The sequence below is a fragment of the Streptomyces sp. NPDC041191 genome (assembly GCF_055591945.1).
Map to the genome: position 1 here is coordinate 385,707 of NZ_JBVIZC010000004.1, position 22,015 is coordinate 407,721.

A 22,015-nucleotide genomic window follows, 5' to 3' on the forward strand; every position below is an offset into this window, starting at 1 on the left:
CGTCTCACCGACCAAGAAGCCCCTGTCCACTCCCCGGACGCCCCTTGGGGCGGGACGGCCCCCTCTGTCACTATCCCTACCATTCCAATGGGGATACTGGGGAACATGCGAGGTGACGTGAGCACGCCGAGGAAATCACCGAGGAGACCAGCGGCACGCACCGCCTCCGCACCGGTCCGCCGGGCCGCCGCCCGCCCGGCGGACGACGAGATCTGGCCCCGCGTGACCCGGGAGCTGGCCGACGACCTCGCCGCCGACGCCCTCGCGAGGGACCGGGCCGGCGAGGTCCCCCTCGACGAGGCCGCCCGGCTCCGGGAGGCGGGACTGCCCGGCCTGCTCACGGCGCCGGGACCGGACCGGCGGGGCGCCGGCTGGCAAGCCGCGTGCGCGGTCGTACGGGAGATCTCCGCCGCCGACGGCTCGGTGGGCGAACTGCTCGCCCACCACTACGCACTGTCCTGGAGCAGTCGTTTCTTCGGCCCCGCGCCCGACGCGTCCTCCTCCCCCGCCGGGGGCACCGCCCTCGACCGCGTCCCGGCCCTCGACGCGTGTACGGCCGAGGAGGGCTGGCTGCTCGCCGGCGGCGTCGAACCACCGGGCGCCGCGACCGGGCCCGGCCTCGCCCTCACTCCCGCCGGGGGCGGCGACGGCTGGGTCCTCGACGGGCGCCGCGCCTTCGCGTCCGGCGTCACGGTGGCCGACCGGCTCGTCGTCGGAGCGCGCCCGGCCGGCGGCGGGGACCCGCTGGTCGTCCTGGTGGACCCGGCCCTCCCCGGGGTGTCCACCGAGGCGGACACCGACCGGATCGGCCAGCGGCTGACCGGCGCGGGCACCGTCGCCTTCGACCGCGTCCCCGTACGGGCCGCGCACGTCCTCGGCACGCTCGCGCACGACGAGCACGCCGTCGCCCCCTTCACCGCCCTCGCCCCGCTCGTCCTGCGGCTGCTCCTCACCCAGGTGGGACTCGGCATCGCCGAGGGGGCGCTGGCCGAGGCCCGGGACATCAGCCGCGCCGGGCAGGCCGGGCCACCCCGGAACGGCGACGCGGCCGGCGCGGACGGCACCGCGCCGGCGGACGACGGGAACGACCCGTACCTCCTCCTCGCCTACGGCGAACTGGCGACCGCCGCCCACACCGCCGCCGCGGTGGTGGAGCGGGCCACGGACGCCCTCGCCCGCGGGCTGCGCGCCGGGTGGACCCTGGGCCCGGAGGAGCGGGCCGACCTCTCCGTCCTCGTCGCGGCGGCCGAGACCGTCACCGGCCGGGCCGCCGTCCGCATCACCACCCGCGTCCTGGAACTCGTCGACGGCGCCCGGGGCGGCGGGCACGGGTTCGACCGCTTCTGGCGGAACGCCCGCGCCCTCACCGCCCCGGCACGGGCGGACCACCGGCTGCGGGACATCGGGGACCACTACCTCAACGGCACCCACGCCCGGCTCACCCTGCCGGTCTGAGCCCGCCCCGGATCTCCGCGCACGGACCGGGGATCACCACCGCCGAGGCCGCGATCCTCCGGTCACCCGGACCTCCGCGCGCACGGACCGGAGGGGGAGGAACGGTGCGCCGGGACGCGCGGACGCGCCATCGGGGAGAATCCGGGGCACATGCCGGAGGGAAGGGGTCCGCCGCCCGGCGGGCCCTCCACCGCACCGAGGGAGGCAACCCGATGAGTCGTGAGATCGTCGCAGGAGTGGACGGTTCCCCGGAGAGCCTCGCGGCGGCGGACTGGGCCGCCCGCGAAGCGCTCCACCGGGGTCTTCCGCTGCGGCTCGCGCACGCCTGGCGCTGGGAACAGCTCGACCTCCCGCTCCCCCAGGACCGCACGGCCCAGGAGAACGTGGCGGACGTGGTCCTGCGCGAGGCCGAGGCCACGATCGGCGGCCGGTACCCGGACCTCGCCCTCTCGGCCTCCGTGCTGCCCGACACCCCGGTCGCCGCGCTGCTCGACAGCGGCGAACGGGCCGAGATGCTCGTCATCGGCTCGCGCGGCTACGGCGCCGTGACCGGGTTCCTGCTCGGCTCGTACGGGCAGCGGATCATCGCGGGCGCCACCCGCCCCGTGGTGGCCGTCCGGTCCCGCGAGGGCGAACCGGCCGAGCCGCCCACCGGCCCCGTGCTCGTCGGCCAGCTCGGCACCCCCGAGGACAGCGCCGCCGCGCTCGGCTTCGCCTTCGGGACCGCCGCCGCGCGGGGGGCGTCCGTACGGGCCGTACGGGCGTGGAGCCTGCCGGCCCTCTACGCGTACAGCCCCGCCTCCATGCGGCTCGCCGACGAGGCCGGCGGGCTCGTCCCGTACGAGGAGAAGGCGCTGCGCGAGGCGCTGGCCCCCTGGCGCGAGAAGTACCCGGACGTACCGGTCACCGAGCACGTCGAGCTGGGGAGCGCGGGCCAGGTCCTGCTCTCCGGGTCGGGGGACGCCCAGCTCCTGGTGGTCGGACGGCGGGCCCGGAGCGGGGCGGTCGGGCCCCGGATCGGTTCCGTGGCGCACGCGGCCCTCCATCTGGCGCCCTGTCCGGTGGCGGTCGTTCCGCAGGGCTGAAAGGCTTCGGCACGAGCCGGCGCGGCGGGTCGACGAGGAGCGCCGGGGCGGCCGGGCCGGGCGGGTCCCGTTCCCGCCGCCCCGGTGGTCCCGGCCGCCGGACGCCCGGCGATCCCGGCGAGAGAACGGAGCTCCATGCGGTACCACGACCTTTCCCGTCGCCCCGGCCGTCCCGAACGTCCCGGACTCCCGGCACACGAAACCCCCTTCCGGCCGGGCCCCGCGCCCGGGGAGGATCCGTCCGCGCCGGCGGGCGGACGGCAGCGGGAGGACGGGGGCGGGACGGTGCGCCCCGCCGCCCGCCGCCCGGTCCTCCGTACGGCCCTCGTCTCCGGAGTCGCGGCCACCGCGCTCGCGGTGGGGACCGGAGCGTGCGTGGCGGCCCCGCCGCAGGCCGGTCCGACGGCCGCTCCCCCCTCGCCCTCCCCGGCCCGGTCCGCCCCGGTGGAAGCGGAATCCGCTCCGTGGCCGGAACAGGTGCGGGCTTGGGAGGGGGAGCGACTGTGGGAGCGGTGGCCCGCCCTGGCCCCCGTCGGCGGGACGGCGTTCCTCGGCACCGGGGAACGGCTCGCCAAGAAGATCGTCTCGCTCACCAACGTCGAACGGGCGAAGGCGGGTTGCAGACCGCTGCGGACCGACAAGCGCCTGCGCGCCGCCGCCCAGGGACACGCCGACGACATGGCCGCCCGGGGCTACTACGAGCACGAGAGCCCCGAGGGCCGGGACGCGGGCGACCGGATGAGGGCCGCCGGTTACGCCTGGTCCACCTGGGCGGAGAACATCCACCGGGGGCCGAAGACGCCGGCCAGGGCCATGGAGGACTGGATGAAGAGCCCCGGCCACCGGGCGAACATCCGCAACTGCGCCCTCAAGGACATCGGCGTCGGGGTCTCCATGTCGGCCAACGGCCCCTGGTGGGTGCAGAACTTCGGCGTCAGGCGCTGACCCTCACCCCCTCCCCGGGGCGGGCGCGGCCAGCTTCTGCACCCAGATCGTGCCCCGGGGACCGGGCACCGACGCCACGCCGGTGTCCCGGTAGCGGCAGTCGAGCATGTTCTCCTCGTGCATCGCCCCGTCCCGCCATTCCTCCACGACGGTCGCCGGATCGGTCGTGCCCCGGGCCAGGTTCTCCGCCCAGGCGCTCCAGTCGTAGCCGGCGGCGGTGATCCGCGCGTCCGCGGACTCGCCCTCCGGGCTGCTGTGTCCGTAGTAACCGCGCCCGGCCATGTCGCGGGCGTACGCGCGGGCCGCCGCGACGAGCCGCCGATCGGTCCGCAGCGGCGCGCAACCCGCCTTCTCCCGGAGCCGGTTGACGAGCCCGGTCACCCGCTCCCCCGGAGTGGGCGCCGCCGGGGGCCGGGCGGTGCGGCGCGGCGCCGGGGCGGTGGTGGCCGCCGGCTCGGGGGCGGTGGTGGTGGCCGCGGGAGCCGGGGAGGTCGCGGCCGGGGCGGACGTCGCCGGGGGCGCGGCGGCGGGCCGGCCGGGCCTCACGCGCGCCTCCGGTTCTCCGGGGACGAGGAGGGCGAAGGCCCCGAGGACCCCGAGGACCCCGACGGCGGCGACCCCGGCGAGGGCGGCCCGTCGCCCCGTGGTCCGCCGGCCGGCGGACGGTTCGGGCGCGCGGACCGGTTCGGGCGCGCGGGCGGCGCCCTCGGAGGCGCCGGACCGCGCGGACGGGCCGTGCCCGTCGTGCCGGACGCCCCTCCCGTGCCCGGCCAACTCCCCTCCCGCCCCGTACGCGTACCCCACCGCCTCCGTGTCCGGCGCGGTCACGAGGCGGGCGGCGATTCCGAGGGGCGGTACGAGACCGATCCCGACCAGCAGGCCCTCGACGGGGGCGAGGCCGCCCCGGCCCTCCACCCGGCCCGTACAGGCGGCGCAGGAGCGCAGGTGACGGGCGATCCTCTTGCGCCAGAGCGGGGACGGGGAGCCGTCCCAGGGGACGAGGATCTCCGTGAGGTCCGGGCAGGGCGGGAGGGCGTCCAGGGCGCGGACCACGGCCCGGCCGGTCTCCAGGCGTTCCTTCATGCGCTGGACCCGGACGGCGGCGTGGCGCGGGGGGACGCCGAGCCCCTCGGCGAGTTCGGCGCGGGTCAGTTCGCCGGCGGCCTCCAGCCACCACAGGGCGAGGAGTTCGCGGTCGTCCCCGTCGAGCCAGCGGGTGGCGCGGGCGACGTCCCGGCGCTGTCCGGAGAGGCCGAGGCGGAGGACGGTGAGTTCGGTGAAGTCGCCGGCCGGGTCGGCCAGGCCGGCGGCGTGGTCGAGACCGGGCCGGGGGGCCTGCCGGTGTTCGCGCCAGCGGCGCCGTATCCCGTTCATCGCGATGGCGACGAGCCAGGACCGGAACCTGGCGGGATCACGCAGTCCGGCGAGGCCGCCGAGGGCGCGGACCATCGTCTCCTGGACGATGTCGTCCGTGTCGGCGTGGCCGTCGAGGGCCCGGCCCACGATGTTGTGGACGAGCGGCAGGTAGGCGCGGACCAGGGCGTCCCTGGCCTCGGGGTCGCCGGCCGCCGCCGCCTCCACCAACGCGGTGGTGCGGCGCTCGTCGCTGTGCATGGGTCTGCTCCCTCGTCCCTGGTCCGTGTCCCCCGTCTTCCGGAGACCCGTGGGCGCGGGAGGGATAACACTTCTGGTGGCCGCCGGACACGAGCGGTGTCCGCGTGCGAACGGTACCCGGGCACGGAGGTGCCCGGCCGGTCCCGGTGTGCGGGCGCCGGGCCCTACACCAGGGGTCCGGGCAGCGTCGGGACCGTGGCCCCGTTGCCCTCCCGGACGGCTGCCACGACGACGTCGTGCAGCTCGCGGCTCTCCTCCTCGGATGCGCAGGGGACGGGACTTCCCGACATGGTGAACCAGTCGGACGCGCCGCTGTACTGCACGGCCACACGCGCTTCGCGCTCGGTCCAGGTGGTGTGCACGGTCAGGTCGCCCGTGACGGTCCCGACCTCTTCGGTCAGCACCCCACCTCGCCCGGTGTAGACACCGGTGGTCGTCCAAGATGCCCAGCTCATCCATCCAGGTTCACACCCGGACGCCGTGTGCGCCACCGACGGGACCGCCCCGGCCGGAAGGGAGTTCCGGCCGGGGCGGTACGGAGCGCGCCGGATCAGGCGAGGGAGGCGACGGCCTCGTTGAAGGTGGCGGACGGGCGCATCACGGCCGCGGCCTTGGCCGGGTCGGGCTGGTAGTAGCCGCCGATCTCGGCCGGGGAGCCCTGGACGGCGACCAGCTCGTCGACGATCTTCGCCTCGTTGGCGGCGAGGGTCTCGGCGAGCGGGGCGAACGCCTTGGCCAGGTCCGCGTCCTCGGTCTGGGCGGCCAGCTCCTGGGCCCAGTAGAGGGCCAGGTAGAAGTGGCTGCCGCGGTTGTCGATGCCGCCGAGGCGACGGGTCGGCGACTTGTCCTCGTTGAGGAAGGTGCCGGTGGCGCGGTCGAGGGTGTCGGCGAGGACCTGGGCGCGGGAGTTGCCCGTGGTGGTCGCCAGGTGCTCGAAGGACGCGGCCAGGGCGAAGAACTCGCCGAGGCTGTCCCAGCGGAGGTAGTTCTCCTTGACGAGCTGCTGGACGTGCTTCGGGGCGGAGCCGCCGGCGCCGGTCTCGAAGAGGCCGCCGCCCGCCATCAGCGGGACGACCGACAGCATCTTGGCGCTGGTGCCCAGCTCCAGGATGGGGAAGAGGTCGGTCAGGTAGTCGCGGAGGACGTTGCCGGTGACCGAGATGGTGTCCTCGCCGCGGCGGATGCGCTCCAGCGAGAACCGGGTGGCCTCGACCGGGGACATGATCCTGATGTCCAGGCCCTCGGTGTCGTGCTGCGGCAGGTACTGCTTCACCTTGGCGATCAGCCGCGCGTCGTGGGCGCGGTTCTCGTCCAGCCAGAAGACGGCCGGGGAGCCGGTGGCGCGGGCGCGGGTGACGGCCAGCTTGACCCAGTCCTGGATGGGCAGGTCCTTGGTCTGGCAGGCGCGGAAGATGTCGCCCTCGGCGACCTCCTGCTCCAGGACGACGTCGCCCGCGGAGTTCACCAGGCGGACGGTGCCGGCCTGCGTCATCTCGAAGGTCTTGTCGTGGGAGCCGTACTCCTCGGCCTTCTGCGCCATGAGGCCGACGTTGGGGACGGAGCCCATGGTCGACGGGTCGAAGGCGCCGTGGGCGCGGCAGTCCTCGATGACGGCCTGGTAGACGCCGGAGTAGCTGTGGTCCGGGAGGACCGCGAGGGTGTCGGCCTCCTGGCCGTCCGGGCCCCACATGTGGCCGGAGGTGCGGATCATGGCCGGCATCGAGGCGTCGACGATGACGTCGGACGGCACGTGCAGGTTGGTGATGCCCTTGTCGGAGTCGACCATCGCGAGGGCGGGGCCCTCGGCCAGCTCGGCCTCGAAGGACGCCTTGATCTCCTCGCCCAGGTGCGGGACGGAGTCGAGGCCGTTCAGGATGGTGCCGAGGCCGTCGTTCGGGGAGAGGCCGGCGGCGGCGAGGGCCTCGCCGTACTTGGCGAAGGTCGCCGGGAAGAAGGCGCGCACGACGTGGCCGAAGACGATGGGGTCGGAGACCTTCATCATGGTGGCCTTGAGGTGCACGGAGAAGAGCACGCCCTCGGCCTTGGCGCGGGCGACCTGCTCGCTCAGGAAGGTGCGCAGGGCGGCGGCGCGCATGACGGCGGCGTCCACGACCTCGCCCGCGACGACCTTCAGCGGCTCGCGCAGCTCGGTGACGGTGCCGTCGGCGGCGGTGAACTCGAAGCGCAGGGTGTCGTCCGCGTCGATGACGACGGACTTCTCCGTGGAGGCGAAGTCGTTCTCGCTCATGGTGGCGACGTTGGTCCGGGACTCGGGGGTCCAGGCGCCCATGCGGTGCGGGTGGGCCTTGGCGTAGTTCTTCACCGACGCGGGGGCGCGGCGGTCGGAGTTGCCCTCGCGCAGGACCGGGTTGACGGCCGAGCCCTTGATCTTGTCGTAGCGGGCGCGGATCTCGCGCTCCTCGTCGGTCTTCGGGTCGTCCGGGTAGGCCGGGAGGGCGTAGCCCTGGGCCTGGAGCTCGGCGACGGCGGCCTTGAGCTGCGGGATGGACGCCGAGACGTTCGGCAGCTTGATGATGTTGGCCTCGGGCGTCTTGGCCAGCTCGCCCAGCTCGGAGAGGGCGTCGGGGATGCGCTGCCCCTCCTCCAGGTACTCCGGGAAGACGGCGATGATGCGGCCCGCGAGGGAGATGTCCCGCGTCTCGACCGCGACGCCGGCCTGCGAGGCATACGCCTGGATCACGGGCAGGAACGAGTACGTCGCCAGGGCAGGCGCCTCGTCGGTGTGGGTGTAGATGATGGTCGAGTCAGTCACCAGGGTGCTCCGCTCCACGTCTGCGTATGCGAGATTGCTCGACATCAAGATATCTCGTGATCGTGGTCCTCGGTAAAGGGCCCCACGAGTTCGGCCTCCTCCGGCGCCCCGGCCGCCTCGGCGAAGGGGCCGAGGTGGTACGGGGGCGGAGGGCCCTCGACGTCCACGTGGCGGAGCAGCGCGAGCAGGACGAGGCCGGTGGCGGCGGTCACGCCGGCGGCGAGGGCCTGTCCGCAGCGGTGGGCGAGGCGGAGGCCGGCCGGGTCGTAGGGGGCGGCTGCGGGCAGGGCGAGGGCGTCGCCGAGCAGCCAGAAACCGGCACCGAGGCCGCCGGCCGCGACGAGGGCGAGCGGGACGAGCACCGGGAGGCCGGTCCTGGCGCGTCCGCCCCGGGGTGCGGGGCGCACCTCGCCCCCGCGGGCGCGCAGGGCGAGGACGCCGCAGAAGACCGCGAGGACGAGGAGGGCGGCGGCGATGACGTCGCCGGGCCGGTGCCGGCCGTCCCCGACGGTGTACGCGCCGACGGCGACGGCCCAGAGGGTGGCGGCGCCGACGGCGGGGGCGCGCAGCCGGTGGGGGACGACCAGGGCCAGCCCGAAGGCGACTCCCAGGGCGAGGGTGGTCTGGGCGCTGGGGAAACCGCTGGGCACGAGGGCGCCGCCGGCGCCGGAGAGGCGGGGGCGCGGCGCGTACAGCTGGAGCAGTCCGGTGAGGGCGAGGGCGGTGACGACTCCACCGGCCGCGGCGGCGGTGAGGACGTACCGCCCGCGTATGAGGCCCGCGGCGAGGAGGAGGACGCAGCCGAGGACCAGGGAGAGGGTGGTGAGTCCGGCGAGGGAGGGGTGGTCGCGGAGCAGGGCGGCGGCGGTGGCGTCGGCGCGTCGGCCGGTCGTGGCGGCGTCGCCCCAGCGACGGCCGGTCGCGGTGAGGACGAGCCCCGCGTAGACGACCGCGAGGAGGAGGACGGACCCGAGGCAGCCGCCCCGGGCCCGGGTGCGGACGCGGGAGGTGAACGAACTGGTGGCCTCGCGCGCCACGGCGGCGTACCACCAGGTGTCACCGGTCTTCGGCGGCCTCGGGGAGCCGCCGGTGCGGGGCCTGTCGTAGGAAGCCATGTCCCGATTCGAACCCACGGCCGTCCGGCTCGCCCGCTGGACTCACCCGAACGACACGCCGGGTCGCGTACGGCGGGGAGAGGGGCCCGCCCCGCCGGACGGCCCACCGGAGCACGCACGGCGGGGCCGGGGCCCGGCGGGGCGGGTGCGGGGCCGGTCAGGAGGAGGCCCGGACCACCAGTTCGGTGGGGAGCAGCCGGCGGGGCTGGTCGTCGGGCCCGCCGGGCGAGGCGATCTCCTGGAGGAGGAGACGGGCCATGGTGCGGCCCATCTCCTCGGTGGGCTGGCGCACGCTGGTGAGCGGCGGGTCCATGTGCCGGGCGACGGCCGAGTCGTCGACGCCGACGAGGGCGACGTCCTCGGGGACCCGGCGGCCCGCCTCGCGCAGGACGGCCCGCGCGCCCGCCGCCATCACGTCGGAGGCGGCGAAGACGGCGTCCAGGCCGGGCCGGCGGTCCAGGAGTTCGCGCATGGCGCGGCGGCCGCCCTCCTCGGTGAAGTCGCCGTTCGCGACGAGGGCCCCGTCGGGCGCGAGACCCGCTTCGGCGACGCCTTCGCGGTAGCCGTCGAGACGGCAGCAGGCGGCGTACATGTCGAGCGGTCCGGTGAGGGTGGCGATGGTCCGCCGGCCACGCGCGGCGAGGTGGGCGACGGCGGCCCGGCCGGCGCCGGTGTTGTCGGAGTCGACGAAGGCGACGCGCTCGTCCCGGGACCGGCGGCCGTTGAGGACGGCGGGCAGTCCGAGGGCGCGGACCCGGTCGGGCAGCGGGTCGTCGCCGTGGACGGAGGCGAGGAGGACGCCGTCGACGCGCTGGGCGGCGAGGTACTGCTCGAACCGCTGCCGCTCCTGCTCGCTGCGGATGAGGGTGAGCAGCAACTGCTTGTCCGCTTCGGCGAGTTCGGCGCTGACGCCGCGGATGAGGTCGAGGAAGTACGGTTCGGCGAAGAGCCGCGCCTCGGTCTCGGGGATCACCAGGGCGACGGCGTCGGTGCGGCTGCCGGCGAGGGCGCGGGCGGCCCGGTTGGGGACGTAGCCGAGTTCGGCCACGGCCCGCTGGACGGCGGCCCTGGCCTGTTCGCTCACCTTGGGGGAGCCGTTGACGACCCGGGAGACCGTGCCCCGGCCCACCCCGGCCCTCGCGGCGACCTCCTCCAGGGTGGGCCTGCCGGTCCGTCGCCCGCTCGCCGTCATGTGCCGCTCCTCCCCCCGGGCCCGCCGCCCCGCCTGCGTCTCACGCGAACCTACCAGGCGGGGCGGGGCGCCCCGGGGGCCCCGGGAAGCACCCCCGGCCACAGGTCGGAGCGGGCCCGGACGCGGTGCGGCGCCCCGGCCCTCCGGCCGGACACGCCACCACCACGCTCCGCACGCATTCCGCCGCATTCGGTATTCCCGCAGGTCAAAAGGGCCTTATATACACAAGACACTCTTTCGGCGTACCGTCGAGGGGTTCCCCCCATCCCCGACGCCCCGGGAGAGCGCGTGCCCCGCCCCACGACCCACCATGCCCCGACGCCCCGCGAGGGGCGCCGTCCGCGTCTGAGGACGGCCGCGATCGCGACGGGCGTGGCCGCCGTCGCCGCCGGGGGCCTGTACGGCGCGGGGCTGCTCGCCACCGGGGACGACATATCCGCCGGCACCCGGGTCGCCGGTGTGGACATCGGCGGCATGAGCCGCGCCCGCGCCGAGACGGAGCTCGCCGCCCGGGCCCCGGCCGAGTGGAAGGCCCCGATACCCGTGCGGGTCGGCGAGGACGCCGCCCCCACCACCGTGGACCCGGCCTCCGCCGGACTGACCGTGGACGTGGCGAAGACCGTCGAGCGGGCGGCCGACCCCTCCCGCGACCCCGTCACCGTCGTCCGGCGGCTCTTCTCCTCCGGCACGCGCGAGATCCGGCCGGTGTTCGCGTACGACGGGGACAGGGCCCGGACCGTCGTGGCCGGCCTGGCGAAGAAGAACGACCGCGCGGTCCGCGAGGGCTCCGTCGCCTTCCGCGAGGGGAAGGCCGTCGCCACCCACCCGGTCACGGGGCGGAAGCTGGACACGGCCCGGGCCGCCGAGGCCCTGCGCGCGGCCTACCCGGCCGCGACCGGCGCGGCGCCGGTCACCCTGCCCGTCGCCCTGACCGAGCCGAAGCTGCCCGCCGCCGAGATCGCCCGGTTCCTCGACGCGTACGCGAAGCCCGCCGTCTCCGGCCCCGTGACGCTCACGGCGGGGGGCGAGCGCCTGCGGATCTCCCCGACCACCCTGAGCCACCACCTCACCGTGAAGAACGACGGCGGACGCCTCGGCGGGCACCTCGACGCGGACGCGCTGCGGCGCGACCCGGACGTGGCCCGGCCGCTCGCCTCCCTGACGAACGCGCCGACGGAGTCGACCCTCGGCGTGCGGAACGGCAGGGTCGTCGTGGAGTCGGAGGGCCGTCCGGGCCACGAGGTGACCGCGAAGGCCCTCGGGGACGCCGTGCGCCCGCTGCTCACCAGGACCGGGGCGGCGGCCCGCACCGCCGCGGTGGCCACCGAGGTCACCGACCCCGATCTCACCTCGGCGTCGCTGGCCCGGCTCGGCATCACCGAGCAGATGTCGTCGTTCACGGTGAACTTCCCCTCCGCGCCGTACCGGACGAAGAACATCGGCCGGGCGGCCGAGCTGATCGACGGTTCGCTGGTGCGGCCCGGAGCGGTGTGGAGCTTCAACAGAACGGTCGGCGAGCGCACCCCGGAGAACGGCTTCGTGGACGGCACGATGATCCTCGACGGCCAGTACCGCTCCGCGCCCGGCGGCGGCGTGTCGGCCATGGCCACCACCGTCTACAACGCCCTGTTCTTCGCGGGGGTGAAGCCGGTCGAGCACGGCGCCCACTCCTTCTACATCGAGCGCTACCCCGCCGGCCGCGAGGCGACCGTCGCCTGGGGCAGCCTGGACCTGAGGTTCCTCAACGACACCGGCAAGCCGATCTACATCAAGGCGAGCGCGACGGACTCCTCGGTCACCGTGAGCTTCCTCGGGACGAAGAAGTACGACTCGGTGGAGGCGGTCGCCGGTCCGCGCACCCACCTCACGCAGCCCTCGAAGCGCGAGGGCACCGGCAAGGCGTGCGTGCCGCAGCCACCCCTGGAGGGCTTCGACATCGCGGTGGACCGGGTGTTCAAGAAGGGCGGCGCCGAGGTGAAGCGGGAGACCTACAAGACCCACTACACCCCGCGCGACGAGGTGACCTGCACGGCGGACCCCGAGGAGAAGGCCAAGGACGCCGGGGGCGCGGCGGACGTCCCCGAGGGGCGCTGACGGAACCCGGGAGCGGCGTGCCGGGGGCGCCACAAGGGGCCCTCGTCACACTGCGGACCCCTTGATCGATCGAACGGGCCCGGGGTTACCATATGAGCGCCGCCTAGCTCGAAAGATAAACTTGTGACTGTCAATGACGACTCGTTCACCAGCTGGAAGAACCGCGAGGAGATCGCGGAGTCGATGATCCCGATCATCGGGAAGCTGCACCGGGAGCAGGACGTCACCGTCCTCCTCCACAGCCGCTCCCTGGTGAACAAGTCGGTGGTCAGCATCCTCAAGACCCACCGCTTCGCCCGGCAGATAGCCGGCGAGGAGCTGTCGGTCACCGAGACGCTCCCCTTCCTCCAGACGCTCACCACCCTCGACCTCGGCCCGTCCCAGATCGACATCGGCATGCTGGCCGCCGACTACAAGAGCGACGACCGCGGTCTCTCGGTGGCGGAGTTCACCGCCGAGGCCGTCGCCGGCGCCATCGGCGAGAACAAGATCGAGCGCCGCGACGGACGCGACGTCGTCCTCTACGGCTTCGGCCGCATCGGCCGCCTCATCGCCCGCCTCCTCATCGAGAAGGCCGGTTCCGGCAACGGTCTGCGGCTGCGCGCGATCGTCGTGCGCGGCGGTGGCGAGCGGGCCGCCGAGGACATCGTGAAGCGCGCCTCGCTGCTGCGCCGCGACTCCATCCACGGCCAGTTCCAGGGCACGATCACGGTCGACGAGGCGAACGGCGCGATCGTGGCCAACGGCAACACGATCAAGGTGATCTACGCCAACGACCCCTCCGAGGTCGACTACACGGCGTACGGCATCGAGAACGCCATCCTGATCGACAACACCGGCAAGTGGCGCGACCGCGAGGGCCTGTCCAAGCACCTGCGCCCCGGCATCGACAAGGTCGTCCTGACCGCGCCCGGCAAGGGCGACGTGCCCAACATCGTGCACGGCGTCAACCACGACACGGTCAAGCCGGACGAGCGCGTCCTGTCCTGCGCCTCCTGCACCACCAACGCGATCGTCCCGCCGCTGAAGGCGATGGACGACGAGTACGGCGTGCTGCGCGGCCACGTGGAGACGGTCCACTCGTTCACGAACGACCAGAACCTCCTGGACAACTACCACAAGGCGGACCGCCGCGGCCGTTCCGCGCCGCTCAACATGGTGATCACCGAGACCGGCGCCGCCTCGGCCGTCGCCAAGGCGCTGCCGGACCTGAAGGCCCCGATCACCGGCAGCTCGATCCGCGTGCCCGTCCCGGACGTCTCGATCGCGATCCTGAGCCTGCGCCTGGGCCGCGAGACCACCCGCGACGAGGTCCTGGAGTACCTGCGCGACGTCTCGCTGCACTCGCCGCTGAAGCGCCAGATCGACTTCACCACGGCCCCCGACGCCGTCTCGATGGACTTCGTGGGCTCGCGCCACGCGTCGATCGTGGACGCCGGCGCGACCAAGGTCGACGGCGACAACGCGATCCTGTACCTGTGGTACGACAACGAGTTCGGCTACTCGTGCCAGGTCATCCGGGTCGTCCAGCACGTCTCCGGCGTGGAGTACCCGACCTTCCCGTCCCCGGCGGCCTGACCCCCGCGCCCGGCGGCGGCGCTCCGCACCCCGGACGGGGGTCCGGAGCGCCGCCGCCGCCGCCGTCGTCGTGGACGGGCGGACCGGCCGGGGGTCCGAGCGACGGCGGGGGCGGCGGCCCGGATTTCGTTCCCGGCGGCCCCAGGTGAGAAATTCGAGGATTTCTCGCACGAGGCCCCTGGACGTGCTAGAGTCGACACCAGTTGCAGTTGTGGTTCCCAAATACTTACAAGTGCCTTCGACGATTCGACATCGTCAGGCACTTGTCGTGTTTTCGGTGCAGTTTTCCGGACGGGGCAATCATCACGGCGACGCCGGGGATCGCACAGTGCGGTTCCCAGGGCTACGCCCCGAAGGAGATATGACATGGCTACTGGCACCGTGAAGTGGTTCAACTCGGAAAAGGGCTTCGGCTTCATCGAGCAGGAGGGTGGCGGCCCGGACGTGTTCGCCCACTACTCCAACATCGCCACCTCCGGCTTCCGTGAGCTCCAGGAAGGCCAGAAGGTGACCTTCGACGTCACGCAGGGCCAGAAGGGCCCGCAGGCGGAGAACATCCTCCCCGCCTGACGTTGACACGTCCGACGCGGCCGGGGTCCCCACCCATGTGGTGAGGGCCCCGGCCCGTCGTGTTTTCCGGGCTCCGTGTTCCCGGACTCCCCGTGTTCTCCAGGCTCTTTCACGGACCGGCCGCCGCTCCCCCCTTCGGCGGACCCGGGTCCGCAGGCATACGCGTCCGGTACGTCGCGGTGATCCACGGGCTGTCGCCCGTCGCGAATTCCTCGGGTTCCTCGGGGCGCACCGTTTCGAGGAAGGTTCCTCCCCATGAACAGCACCCCCCGTACGGACGACACACGGCACCACGCCGCGCCGGAGGACGCGTCCGCGCCGTCCGCCCCCCGGGACCCGGCCCCGGTCACCGGCTTCGCCGGCCTGGGCCTGCCCCCCGAGGTGCTCCGGGTGCTCGGGCGCCTCGGCGCCGACGAGCCGTTCCCGATCCAGGCCGCCACCCTGCCCGACGCCCTCGCGGGCCGTGACGTCCTCGGGCGCGGACGGACCGGGTCGGGCAAGACGCTCGCCTTCGGACTGCCGCTGCTCGTACGCACCGCCGGGCGCCGGGCCGAGGCCCGCAGGCCGCTCGCCCTGGTCCTGGTCCCCACCCGGGAACTGGCCCAGCAGGTCACCGACGCGCTCGCCCCCTACGCGTCCGCCCTGGGGGCGCGCCTGGCGACCGTGGTCGGAGGCATGTCGATCGGCCGGCAGGCCACCGCACTGCGCGACGGGGCCGAGGTCCTGGTCGCCACCCCGGGCCGCCTCATGGACCTCGTGGAGCGCAAGGACTGCCGTCTCGACCGGGTGGGCGTCACCGTTCTCGACGAGGCCGACCAGATGGCCGACATGGGCTTCATGCCGCAGGTCACCGAGCTGCTCGACCAGGTGCGCCCCGGCGGCCAGCGCATGCTGTTCTCGGCCACGCTCGACCGGAACGTCGACCTGCTCGTCGAGCGCTACCTCACCGACCCGGTCGTCCACTCCGTCGACCCGTCGACCGCCTCCGTCTCCACCATGGAGCACCACGTGCTCCACGTGCACGGGGCCGACAAGTTCGCCGCCGCCACGGAGATCGCCGCCCGCGACGGGCGCGTGATCATGTTCCTCGACACCAAGCACGCCGTCGACCGCTTCACCAAGCACCTCCTCGGCAGCGGCGTACGGGCGGCGGCCCTGCACGGCGGCAAGTCCCAGCCGCTGCGGACCCGCACCCTGGACCGCTTCCGCGCCGGTGAGGTCACGGTCCTGGTCGCCACCAACGTGGCGGCGCGCGGCATCCACGTCGACGCGCTCGACCTCGTCGTCAACGTGGACCCGCCGGCCGACGGCAAGGACTACCTGCACCGGGGCGGGCGCACCGCGCGGGCGGGCGAGTCCGGCGTCGTCGTCACCCTGGTCACGCCCGAGGAGCGCCAGGACGTGGCCCGTGTCATGGCGGACGCGGGCATCCGGCCCCACGTCACCCGGGTCCGCTCCGGGGAGGCCGCGCTGACCCGCATCACCGGCGCCCGGAAGCCGACGGGCGTACCGGTGGCCGGCAGCGCGCCGAGCCAGGAGGGCGTCAAGCGCGGCGGGGCGGTCTTCCGGGGCATCGGCACGGTCCCGGGCCGTCCGGGCCGCGCCAAGAACGAGTCCCGGCGCGCCGCCGAGGCCCGCAAGACCGCCGAGGCCCGCCGCGCCGCGCGAATCCGCCGGGGCGACTGACCCCCGGGGCGACTGACCCCCGGGGCGACAGGACCCTCAGGCGGGCACGGACAGCGAGCACAGGCACGGGACACGGGACACGGGACACGGGACACGGGACACGGGCAGACCGGTGGGACCGCGCGTCCGGAAGAAACCCCGGGGCCGTGGTGTTCTTCCTCACCGACGAGGAGTCGCGGCGCCCCGGCGCCGCACCGGCCGGCCCCGGAGCGTGGGGGGACCGGCCGGCCCCACCACGCTCACGAAGGACGTCTCATGAAGATCGGCATCATCGGCGCCGGCAACATCGGCGGCAACCTCACCCGTCGTCTCACGGCCCTCGGCCACACCGTGTCCGTGGCCAACTCCCGGGGGCCCGAGACGCTCACCGCGCTCGCCGAGGAGACCGGCGCCACCCCGGTGCCCGTCACCGAGGCCGCCCGCGACGCCGAAGTGGTCGTCGTGACCGTTCCCCTGAAGAACGTCCCCGACCTGCCCGAGAAGCTCTTCGCCGGGGCGGCCGAGGGCTTCGCCGTCCTCGACACCTGCAACTACTACCCCAGGGAGCGCGACGGCCGGATCGCCGCCATCGAGGACGAGGGCCTGACCGAGAGCCGCTGGACGCAGAACCACCTGGGACACCCCGTGGTCAAGGCGTTCAACGGCACCTACGCGCAGGACATCCTCGACCGGCCGCGCCCGGCCGGGGACCCCGAGCGCATGGCCGTACCCGTCGCCGGTGACGACGAGGCCGCCAAGAACACCGTCCGCGCCCTCATCGACGCACTGGGCTTCGACACCGTCGACGCCGGCGGCGTCGACGACTCCTGGCGGCAGCAGCCCGGCACCCCCGTCTACGGCCTCCGGGCCGGCGCCGACGCCGTGGCCGAGGCCCTCGCCGCTGCCTCCCCCGAGCGCCCGGCCGCCTTCCGCGGCTGAGCGCACGGCACCCGTCCGGCCCGGGAGACCGCGTGTCCCCGGGCCGCCGGAGCCCGGCTCACGGTCCCGCCGGCGCGAAGGAGAGCATGCGGGCCTCGTGGTTCGCGTCGTCGCCGCTGACGTGCGCCGGCGTGATGACGACCCGGCCGCCGGCGTAGACCAGTTTCCCGGCGTCCATGCGGAGTTCCACGGCGCGGGCCGACAGCGGGTGCCTCAGCACCTGCTGCTTCGTGTCCGCGCCGCCGGGCCCGAGCCGGAGGACCCCGCCCGGCCGGTCCGGCCCGGGGGTCTCGTAGACGAGCGCCCGCGTGCCGTCCTCCGCGTACAGGGGGTGGAGGGTGGTGTCGGCGGACTTCACGCCCCAGAGGAGCTTCCCGGTGCCGAGGTCGTAGGCGCCGACCCGGTCGGTCCCTCCCAGCACGACGGTCCGCGCGCCGACGAGGGTGCCCCCGCAGTTCTGGATGTTCTCGCCCGACTCCCCCGCGCCGGCGCAGTAGGCGAAGCCCTTCCCCCGGGGGTCGATGGTGGTGCGGGGCTTTCCGTCCGGTCCCAGGGAGACGACCCGCCAGTTGTCGGTGCGTTCCTCGGCGTGAAGGGTGGTGAGGACCACCGGATCGACGGAGAGCACCTTGCCGATCTTCCAGCCCGGTGCGGTCCGGTAGCGCCAGAGGACCTTGCCGGTGCGCGGCTCGACCTCCCTGATCTGGCTGTACGTCCTGCTCCGGTCCACGCTGATCGCGCACTCGGAACTCACCAGGAGCCGGGTGCCGCCCGCCACGTCGTCCGGATGGCACCTGCCCGGGTCCTCCATGGGGACGTCGTACAGCTTGGTGCCGTCCGCGACGCGGTAGACGGCGGCCCTCATGCTCTGGGTGACCGCGAAGACGTCACCGCTGACGGCGGTGTTCACGACGATCGTGTCGTCCCCGGCGCCGGTCTCGGTCAGCTTCCTCTGCCAGCCGGTCCTCCCGGTCCGGAGGTCGATCATCCGAATCTGGTTGCACCGGTTCCCGTTCCGGGCCTGGCTGCTCCGGTGGACCACGACGACCTTGCCGTCGGGCGTCGGGGCGACCGGCGTCTCGCAGACGGGGGTGGGCAGCGGCACGCTCCACACCTCGGCGCCGTCGGAGAGGCGGTGGGCGACGACCTTCCGGTGGATCGCCTGGACGACGGTGTCGCCGACCACCCACAGGTCGTGGAGCGCGATGCTCCGCCGGGGCAGGTCGGTGCGGTCGTCGACGATCCACCCCGTGGCGTCCCCCGCTCCGCGCCCGGCGTTGATCTCCCGCGTCGTGGGGATCCGCACGGGCGGGCGGGCCGCCGGGGTGCGGGAGGCGCCCGGCGTCCGGGACGGGCCCGTGCTCTTCGCGGCCACGGGCACGTCCGGACCGCCCCGTGCGCCGTCCCGGACGGCGTACACCCCGGCGCCCGCCGCCAGGAGCAGCAGGACGACGACCGAGGTGAGCAGCGGTCCCCTGCCGGGGCGTCTTCGACGGGCCGGGGCCGGGGGCGGAGCGGTGCCCTCCACGACGTAGGGGTTGCCGGGAACCGCCTCCGGTGACGGGCGGGGCGCGTACCAGGGCTGTGACGGGTCCTGCATCGGTCCTTCCCCTTCTTCGCGCCGGTCGGAACGGCCCGTTCCGGGTCGCGACCGGCCGCCGTACCGGCATCCGGCACGGCCCGCCCCACCCTGCCGTACCGCGCTGCGGCGGCGATGAAATCCTGGTGAAGCAAGGAGTGCGGAGGAGTGCGCGGGTACGGGGCGCACGGGCGAGGACGGGGACGACGACGTGGGCGAGCGGGCAGCGGGGGCGGGCGGGAATCCGACCGGCGTGGAGGAACGTGTGCGGATCGACCTGCTGGGACCCGTCCGGGCCCGTCGCGGGGACGCCCGGATCCCCCTCGGGCCGGTGCGCCGTCAGGCGGTCCTCGCCGCCCTGGTCCTGCGCGCGCCCGCCTTCGTGACGTACGGGCGGCTGCTCGACGACGTCTGGGGCGCCGAACCTCCCGGCACCGGCCACCGGGTCCTGCCGAGCTACGTCTACTCGCTGCGCAAGGCGCTCGACGTACCGGGGACCGGACCCGGCCGGTCGGTGATCCTCGGCGGACAGGGCGGGTACCGCTTCGCGTCCGAGGAGGCCGCGACCGACCTCGCCGAGCTGGCCGCCCTGACCGGGCTGGCCCGGACCGCGAGGGCCGCCGGAGACCTGGACGCGGCGCTCGACCACGGCGGCCGGGCCCTGGAACTGCTCCACGGCGAGCCGCTGCCGGGGGTGCCGGGGCCGCTCGCGGAGAGCGAGCGGCAACGCCTGGTCCGGCAACGGCGGACGCTGCTCCAGGACCGGGCGGAGTGCCTCCTCCTGCTCGGGCGTCACCAGGAGGCCCTGGACTGCCTCATGGCCGCGCCCCTGGCCCGGACGCACGACGAACCGCTCGCCGCCCTGCGGATGCGCGCGCTGTACGGCGGCGGCCGGCAGGCCGAGGCCCTCGGCGTCTACCGGGAGACGCGCCGCCGGCTCCTCGACGAGCTGGGGATGGAGCCCGGCGAGGAGCTGCGCCGCGTGCACCAGGCCGTCCTGCGCCGGGACGACGCGGTTCTGCTCGGCCGGACGGCACGGCCCGGGGAGTCCGCCGACCGGGGCGGGGAGGGCGCCCGGGGGCCTCTGACGGCACGGGACCCGGACGGTGCCGGTTCCGGGGACGGCCCCGCCGGGGGGAGCGGCGCCGCGCGCCACCGCCCCGCCGGGGGGTCAGCTCCCCCCGCTCTCCCCCGTCCCCGGCGCGACGGGCCGCCCGACCGGCCCGTGCCCCGCCCGCGCCGCCGGAACGAACTCCCGGGCGACACCGTCCGCCTGATCGGCCGTGAGGCGGAGCTCGCCCTCCTCACCGCTCCCTCGCCGCCGGGGGTCGTGTCCGTGATGACCGTGGACGGCACGGCGGGCGTCGGCAAGACGGCCCTGGTGGTGCGCGCCGCCCGGATGCTCGCCGACCGGTACCCCGACGGCTGCCTGTTCGTGGACCTGCACGCGCACGGCGCCGCCCACGAGGCGGTCGCCCCGGGACGGGCCCTGCACCGGCTGCTGCGGGCGGTCCGGGACCGGGGCCACGACGTCCCCGACGAGCCGCGCGGCCCCCACGACGGGGACGGTCCGGACGATCCGACCGAGCTGGTCACCGCCTGGCGCGTCGCCACGAGCGGGCTGCGGCTGCTGCTCGTCGTGGACGACGCCCGCAGCGCCGAGCAGGTGCGTCCGCTGCTGCCCTCCGGACCGGGGAGCCGGGTCCTCGTCGCGGGACGGCAGCGCCTTCCCGGCCTCGACGCCGACGTGCGGCTCACCGTGGAGCCGCTGGACACCGGGGGCGCGGTCGGTCTGCTCCGCGACCTCCTCGGCACGGACCGGGCGGACCGCGAACCCGAGGCCGCCCGTGAACTCGCCCGGCGCTGCGGCGGCCTCCCGCTGGCACTGCGCATCGCGGGCGCGCGGCTGCAGAACCGTCCCTCGTGGACCCTGGAGTTCCTGGCCGGCCGGCTCGCCGACGACGTGCGCGGCCTCGGTGAGCTGCGGGCCGAGGACCGCAGCGTGGAGGCCGCCTTCCGGATGTCGTACGACCAGCTCGCGCCCGGTCTCCGGCGCGGTTTCCGCGCGCTGGGCCTGGCGCCGACCGCCCGCTTCGACGACCTCGCCCTCGCCGCCGTGCTGGGCTGTTCCCGGGAGCACGCCGAGGAGGTCCTGGAGGACCTGGTCGACGCCAGCCTCGTGCAGCAGCCGCACCCCGGCCGCTACCGGCTGCACGATCTCGTACGGGCGCACGCGCGGCACCTCGCCGCGGAGGCGCCCGCGGAGGCCGCGGCGGGCCGGGACGCCGTCCTGCGGCTCTACACGGCCGCCGGGCGGCTCGCCGCCGACTGGGGCCCGGACGCGTTCCCCACCGGTCCCGGCGCCGTCGGCCCCGACGGGGCCGGTTCGCCGTTCGCCGGCTGGCGGGACGCCTCGGCGTGGCTGGACGCGGCGGGCGGGGAGCTGGTCGACGTGGTGGCGTACGCGGTCGCGGCGGAGGAGTTCGACCACGCCTGCTGGATCGCCGAGGCCCTGGTCGACCACCTGCTGCGCCAGGGGCACCACCAGGAGTGCCGGGCCGCCCTGGAGCTCGCCCTGTCCTGCGCGGAACGGGCCTCCGACCGCCGGATGCCCGCCTCGCTGCGCAACTGCATGGGGTTCGTCGCCGTCCACCAGGGACGGTTCCGGCAGGCCCGTTCCTGGTTCGCCGAGGCGCTGGAGCGCGCCTCGGGCCACGGCGATCCCCGGGACCGCGTCAGGGCCACCGCCGGAGTGGGCGTCGCGGAGTGGGCGCTGGGCCGCGTCGAGGAGGGGACCGCCCTCCTGGAGGAGGCGGTGGAGCGGGCGGCCGGGCTCGGCGACGACTGGCTGACCGGGATCGTGACCTGCAACCTGGGGGCGATCCAGCACCAGCGGGGCCGGTACGAGCAGGCCCACGACCTCTGCACGACCGCCCTCGCGCTCGCCGAGAAGAGCGGCCGGCCCCGTACGATCGGCAGCGCCCTGTGCTTCGTCGCGGAGACCCGGCTGGCCCTCGGCCGGACCGCGGAGGCCGTGGAACTGCTGCGGCGGGCGGCCGACCTGGCCCGCGAGGCCGACGACGCGCCGCTGCGCGCGGCGGCCCTCTCCCGGCTCGCCGCGGCGGAACACGCCCTGGGACGCCTCGGCCCGGCCGTCGACGCCCACCACGAGGCGCTGTCGGCGCTCACCCGGCACACCAGTACGTGGCTGGAGATGCAGGTCCGCGTCCGGCTCGGCGCCACCTACACGGCGGCGGGCCGACTCGCCGAGGCGCGGCGGGAGTTCGAGTCCGTCCTCGCCCTGCCCGGCGCAGACGGCCACCCGACGGAGTACGGCATGGCCCGCGACGGCCTGGCCGACGCGCTGTCACCGGACCCCGGGCGGGGCCGCTGACGGGCGGGGGCGGAGCG

At 75.1% G+C, this 22,015-nt stretch carries 15 protein-coding genes; 9 read left to right on the forward strand and 6 right to left on the reverse strand.

The features are described from left to right. Window positions 1–105: 105 nt before the first annotated feature. From ACZ6AQ_RS10540 to ACZ6AQ_RS10550, 3 genes are all read left to right on the forward strand, one after another. On the forward strand, window positions 106–1,455 hold the full coding sequence (locus ACZ6AQ_RS10540; protein WP_468759030.1) for an acyl-CoA dehydrogenase family protein: 1,350 nt from the start codon (window positions 106–108) through the stop codon (window positions 1,453–1,455). Window positions 1,456–1,667: 212 nt separating this feature from the next. Beyond that, a complete protein-coding gene (locus tag ACZ6AQ_RS10545) occupies window positions 1,668–2,540 on the forward strand; it encodes a universal stress protein (protein WP_468759032.1) in 873 nt (290 codons plus the stop codon). Window positions 2,541–2,825: 285 nt separating this feature from the next. Beyond that, window positions 2,826–3,485, forward strand: coding sequence for a CAP domain-containing protein (locus ACZ6AQ_RS10550; RefSeq protein ID WP_468759034.1), 660 nt, complete (start codon window positions 2,826–2,828; stop codon window positions 3,483–3,485). Window positions 3,486–3,488: 3 nt separating this feature from the next. Here ACZ6AQ_RS10550 and ACZ6AQ_RS10555 read toward each other — a convergent pair whose 3' ends face one another. From ACZ6AQ_RS10555 to ACZ6AQ_RS10575, 5 genes are all read right to left on the reverse strand, one after another. Then, entirely contained in the window at window positions 3,489–5,099 is a 1,611-nt protein-coding gene (locus ACZ6AQ_RS10555; RefSeq protein WP_468759035.1) for a sigma-70 family RNA polymerase sigma factor, read from the reverse strand. 164 nt (window positions 5,100–5,263) lie between these two features. Beyond that, a complete protein-coding gene (locus ACZ6AQ_RS10560; protein ID WP_468759037.1) occupies window positions 5,264–5,554 on the reverse strand; it encodes a hypothetical protein in 291 nt (96 codons plus the stop codon). Window positions 5,555–5,649: 95 nt separating this feature from the next. Then, window positions 5,650–7,872, reverse strand: coding sequence for an NADP-dependent isocitrate dehydrogenase (locus ACZ6AQ_RS10565; protein WP_468759039.1), 2,223 nt, complete (start codon window positions 7,870–7,872; stop codon window positions 5,650–5,652). A 44-nt stretch (window positions 7,873–7,916) separates the two neighbouring features. Continuing rightward, the gene (locus ACZ6AQ_RS10570) at window positions 7,917–8,987 is read right to left on the reverse strand and encodes a phosphatase PAP2 family protein (RefSeq protein ID WP_468759041.1); all 1,071 of its coding nucleotides are present in this window, start codon (window positions 8,985–8,987) and stop codon (window positions 7,917–7,919) included. Between the two features lie 157 nt (window positions 8,988–9,144). Further along, window positions 9,145–10,179 carry a LacI family DNA-binding transcriptional regulator gene (locus ACZ6AQ_RS10575; protein WP_468759043.1) on the reverse strand — a complete coding sequence of 345 codons (1,035 nt, stop codon included), beginning with the start codon at window positions 10,177–10,179 and terminating at the stop codon, window positions 9,145–9,147. A 288-nt stretch (window positions 10,180–10,467) separates the two neighbouring features. On the opposite strand from ACZ6AQ_RS10575, the gene ACZ6AQ_RS10580 reads away from it, so the two are divergent. The 5 genes from ACZ6AQ_RS10580 (at window position 10,468) to ACZ6AQ_RS10600 (ending at window position 17,025) form a co-directional block, all read left to right on the forward strand. After that, window positions 10,468–12,273: a VanW family protein gene (locus ACZ6AQ_RS10580; RefSeq protein WP_468759045.1), complete on the forward strand. Its 1,806-nt coding sequence runs from the start codon at window positions 10,468–10,470 to the stop codon at window positions 12,271–12,273. Window positions 12,274–12,396: 123 nt separating this feature from the next. Further along, window positions 12,397–13,851: a glyceraldehyde-3-phosphate dehydrogenase gene (locus tag ACZ6AQ_RS10585; protein ID WP_468759047.1), complete on the forward strand. Its 1,455-nt coding sequence runs from the start codon at window positions 12,397–12,399 to the stop codon at window positions 13,849–13,851. A 366-nt stretch (window positions 13,852–14,217) separates the two neighbouring features. Continuing rightward, entirely contained in the window at window positions 14,218–14,421 is a 204-nt protein-coding gene (locus ACZ6AQ_RS10590) for a cold-shock protein (protein WP_033201600.1), read from the forward strand. 255 nt (window positions 14,422–14,676) lie between these two features. Continuing rightward, window positions 14,677–16,107 carry a DEAD/DEAH box helicase gene (locus ACZ6AQ_RS10595; RefSeq protein ID WP_468759049.1) on the forward strand — a complete coding sequence of 477 codons (1,431 nt, stop codon included), beginning with the start codon at window positions 14,677–14,679 and terminating at the stop codon, window positions 16,105–16,107. Between the two features lie 12 nt (window positions 16,108–16,119). Continuing rightward, complete coding sequence (locus ACZ6AQ_RS10600; RefSeq protein ID WP_468759266.1) at window positions 16,120–17,025, forward strand: NADPH-dependent F420 reductase; 906 nt, start codon at window positions 16,120–16,122, stop codon at window positions 17,023–17,025. A gap of 58 nt (window positions 17,026–17,083) precedes the next feature. Here the strand turns inward: ACZ6AQ_RS10600 and ACZ6AQ_RS10605 are convergent, their stop codons facing one another. Then, window positions 17,084–18,625, reverse strand: a complete 1,542-nt coding sequence (locus ACZ6AQ_RS10605; protein ID WP_468759051.1) for an outer membrane protein assembly factor BamB family protein — start codon at window positions 18,623–18,625, stop codon at window positions 17,084–17,086. 232 nt (window positions 18,626–18,857) lie between these two features. Here ACZ6AQ_RS10605 and ACZ6AQ_RS10610 point away from each other — a divergent pair, with 232 nt between their 5' ends. After that, complete coding sequence (locus ACZ6AQ_RS10610) at window positions 18,858–21,998, forward strand: AfsR/SARP family transcriptional regulator (RefSeq protein ID WP_468759053.1); 3,141 nt, start codon at window positions 18,858–18,860, stop codon at window positions 21,996–21,998. Window positions 21,999–22,015 lie beyond the last annotated feature (17 nt).

Bases quoted from the DNA above. Each gene is read 5' to 3' on its own strand.
- ACZ6AQ_RS10540 (WP_468759030.1), top strand. From the start codon at position 106: ATGCGAGGTGACGTGAGCACGCCGAGGAAATCACCGAGGAGACCAGCG.
- ACZ6AQ_RS10545 (WP_468759032.1), top strand. From the start codon at position 1,668: ATGAGTCGTGAGATCGTCGCAGGAGTGGACGGTTCCCCGGAGAGCCTC.
- ACZ6AQ_RS10555 (WP_468759035.1), bottom strand. From the start codon at position 5,099: ATGCACAGCGACGAGCGCCGCACCACCGCGTTGGTGGAGGCGGCGGCG.
- ACZ6AQ_RS10560 (WP_468759037.1), bottom strand. From the start codon at position 5,554: ATGAGCTGGGCATCTTGGACGACCACCGGTGTCTACACCGGGCGAGGT.
- ACZ6AQ_RS10570 (WP_468759041.1), bottom strand. From the start codon at position 8,987: ATGGCTTCCTACGACAGGCCCCGCACCGGCGGCTCCCCGAGGCCGCCG.
- ACZ6AQ_RS10575 (WP_468759043.1), bottom strand. From the start codon at position 10,179: ATGACGGCGAGCGGGCGACGGACCGGCAGGCCCACCCTGGAGGAGGTC.
- ACZ6AQ_RS10590 (WP_033201600.1), top strand. From the start codon at position 14,218: ATGGCTACTGGCACCGTGAAGTGGTTCAACTCGGAAAAGGGCTTCGGC.
- ACZ6AQ_RS10595 (WP_468759049.1), top strand. From the start codon at position 14,677: ATGAACAGCACCCCCCGTACGGACGACACACGGCACCACGCCGCGCCG.
- ACZ6AQ_RS10605 (WP_468759051.1), bottom strand. From the start codon at position 18,625: ATGCAGGACCCGTCACAGCCCTGGTACGCGCCCCGCCCGTCACCGGAG.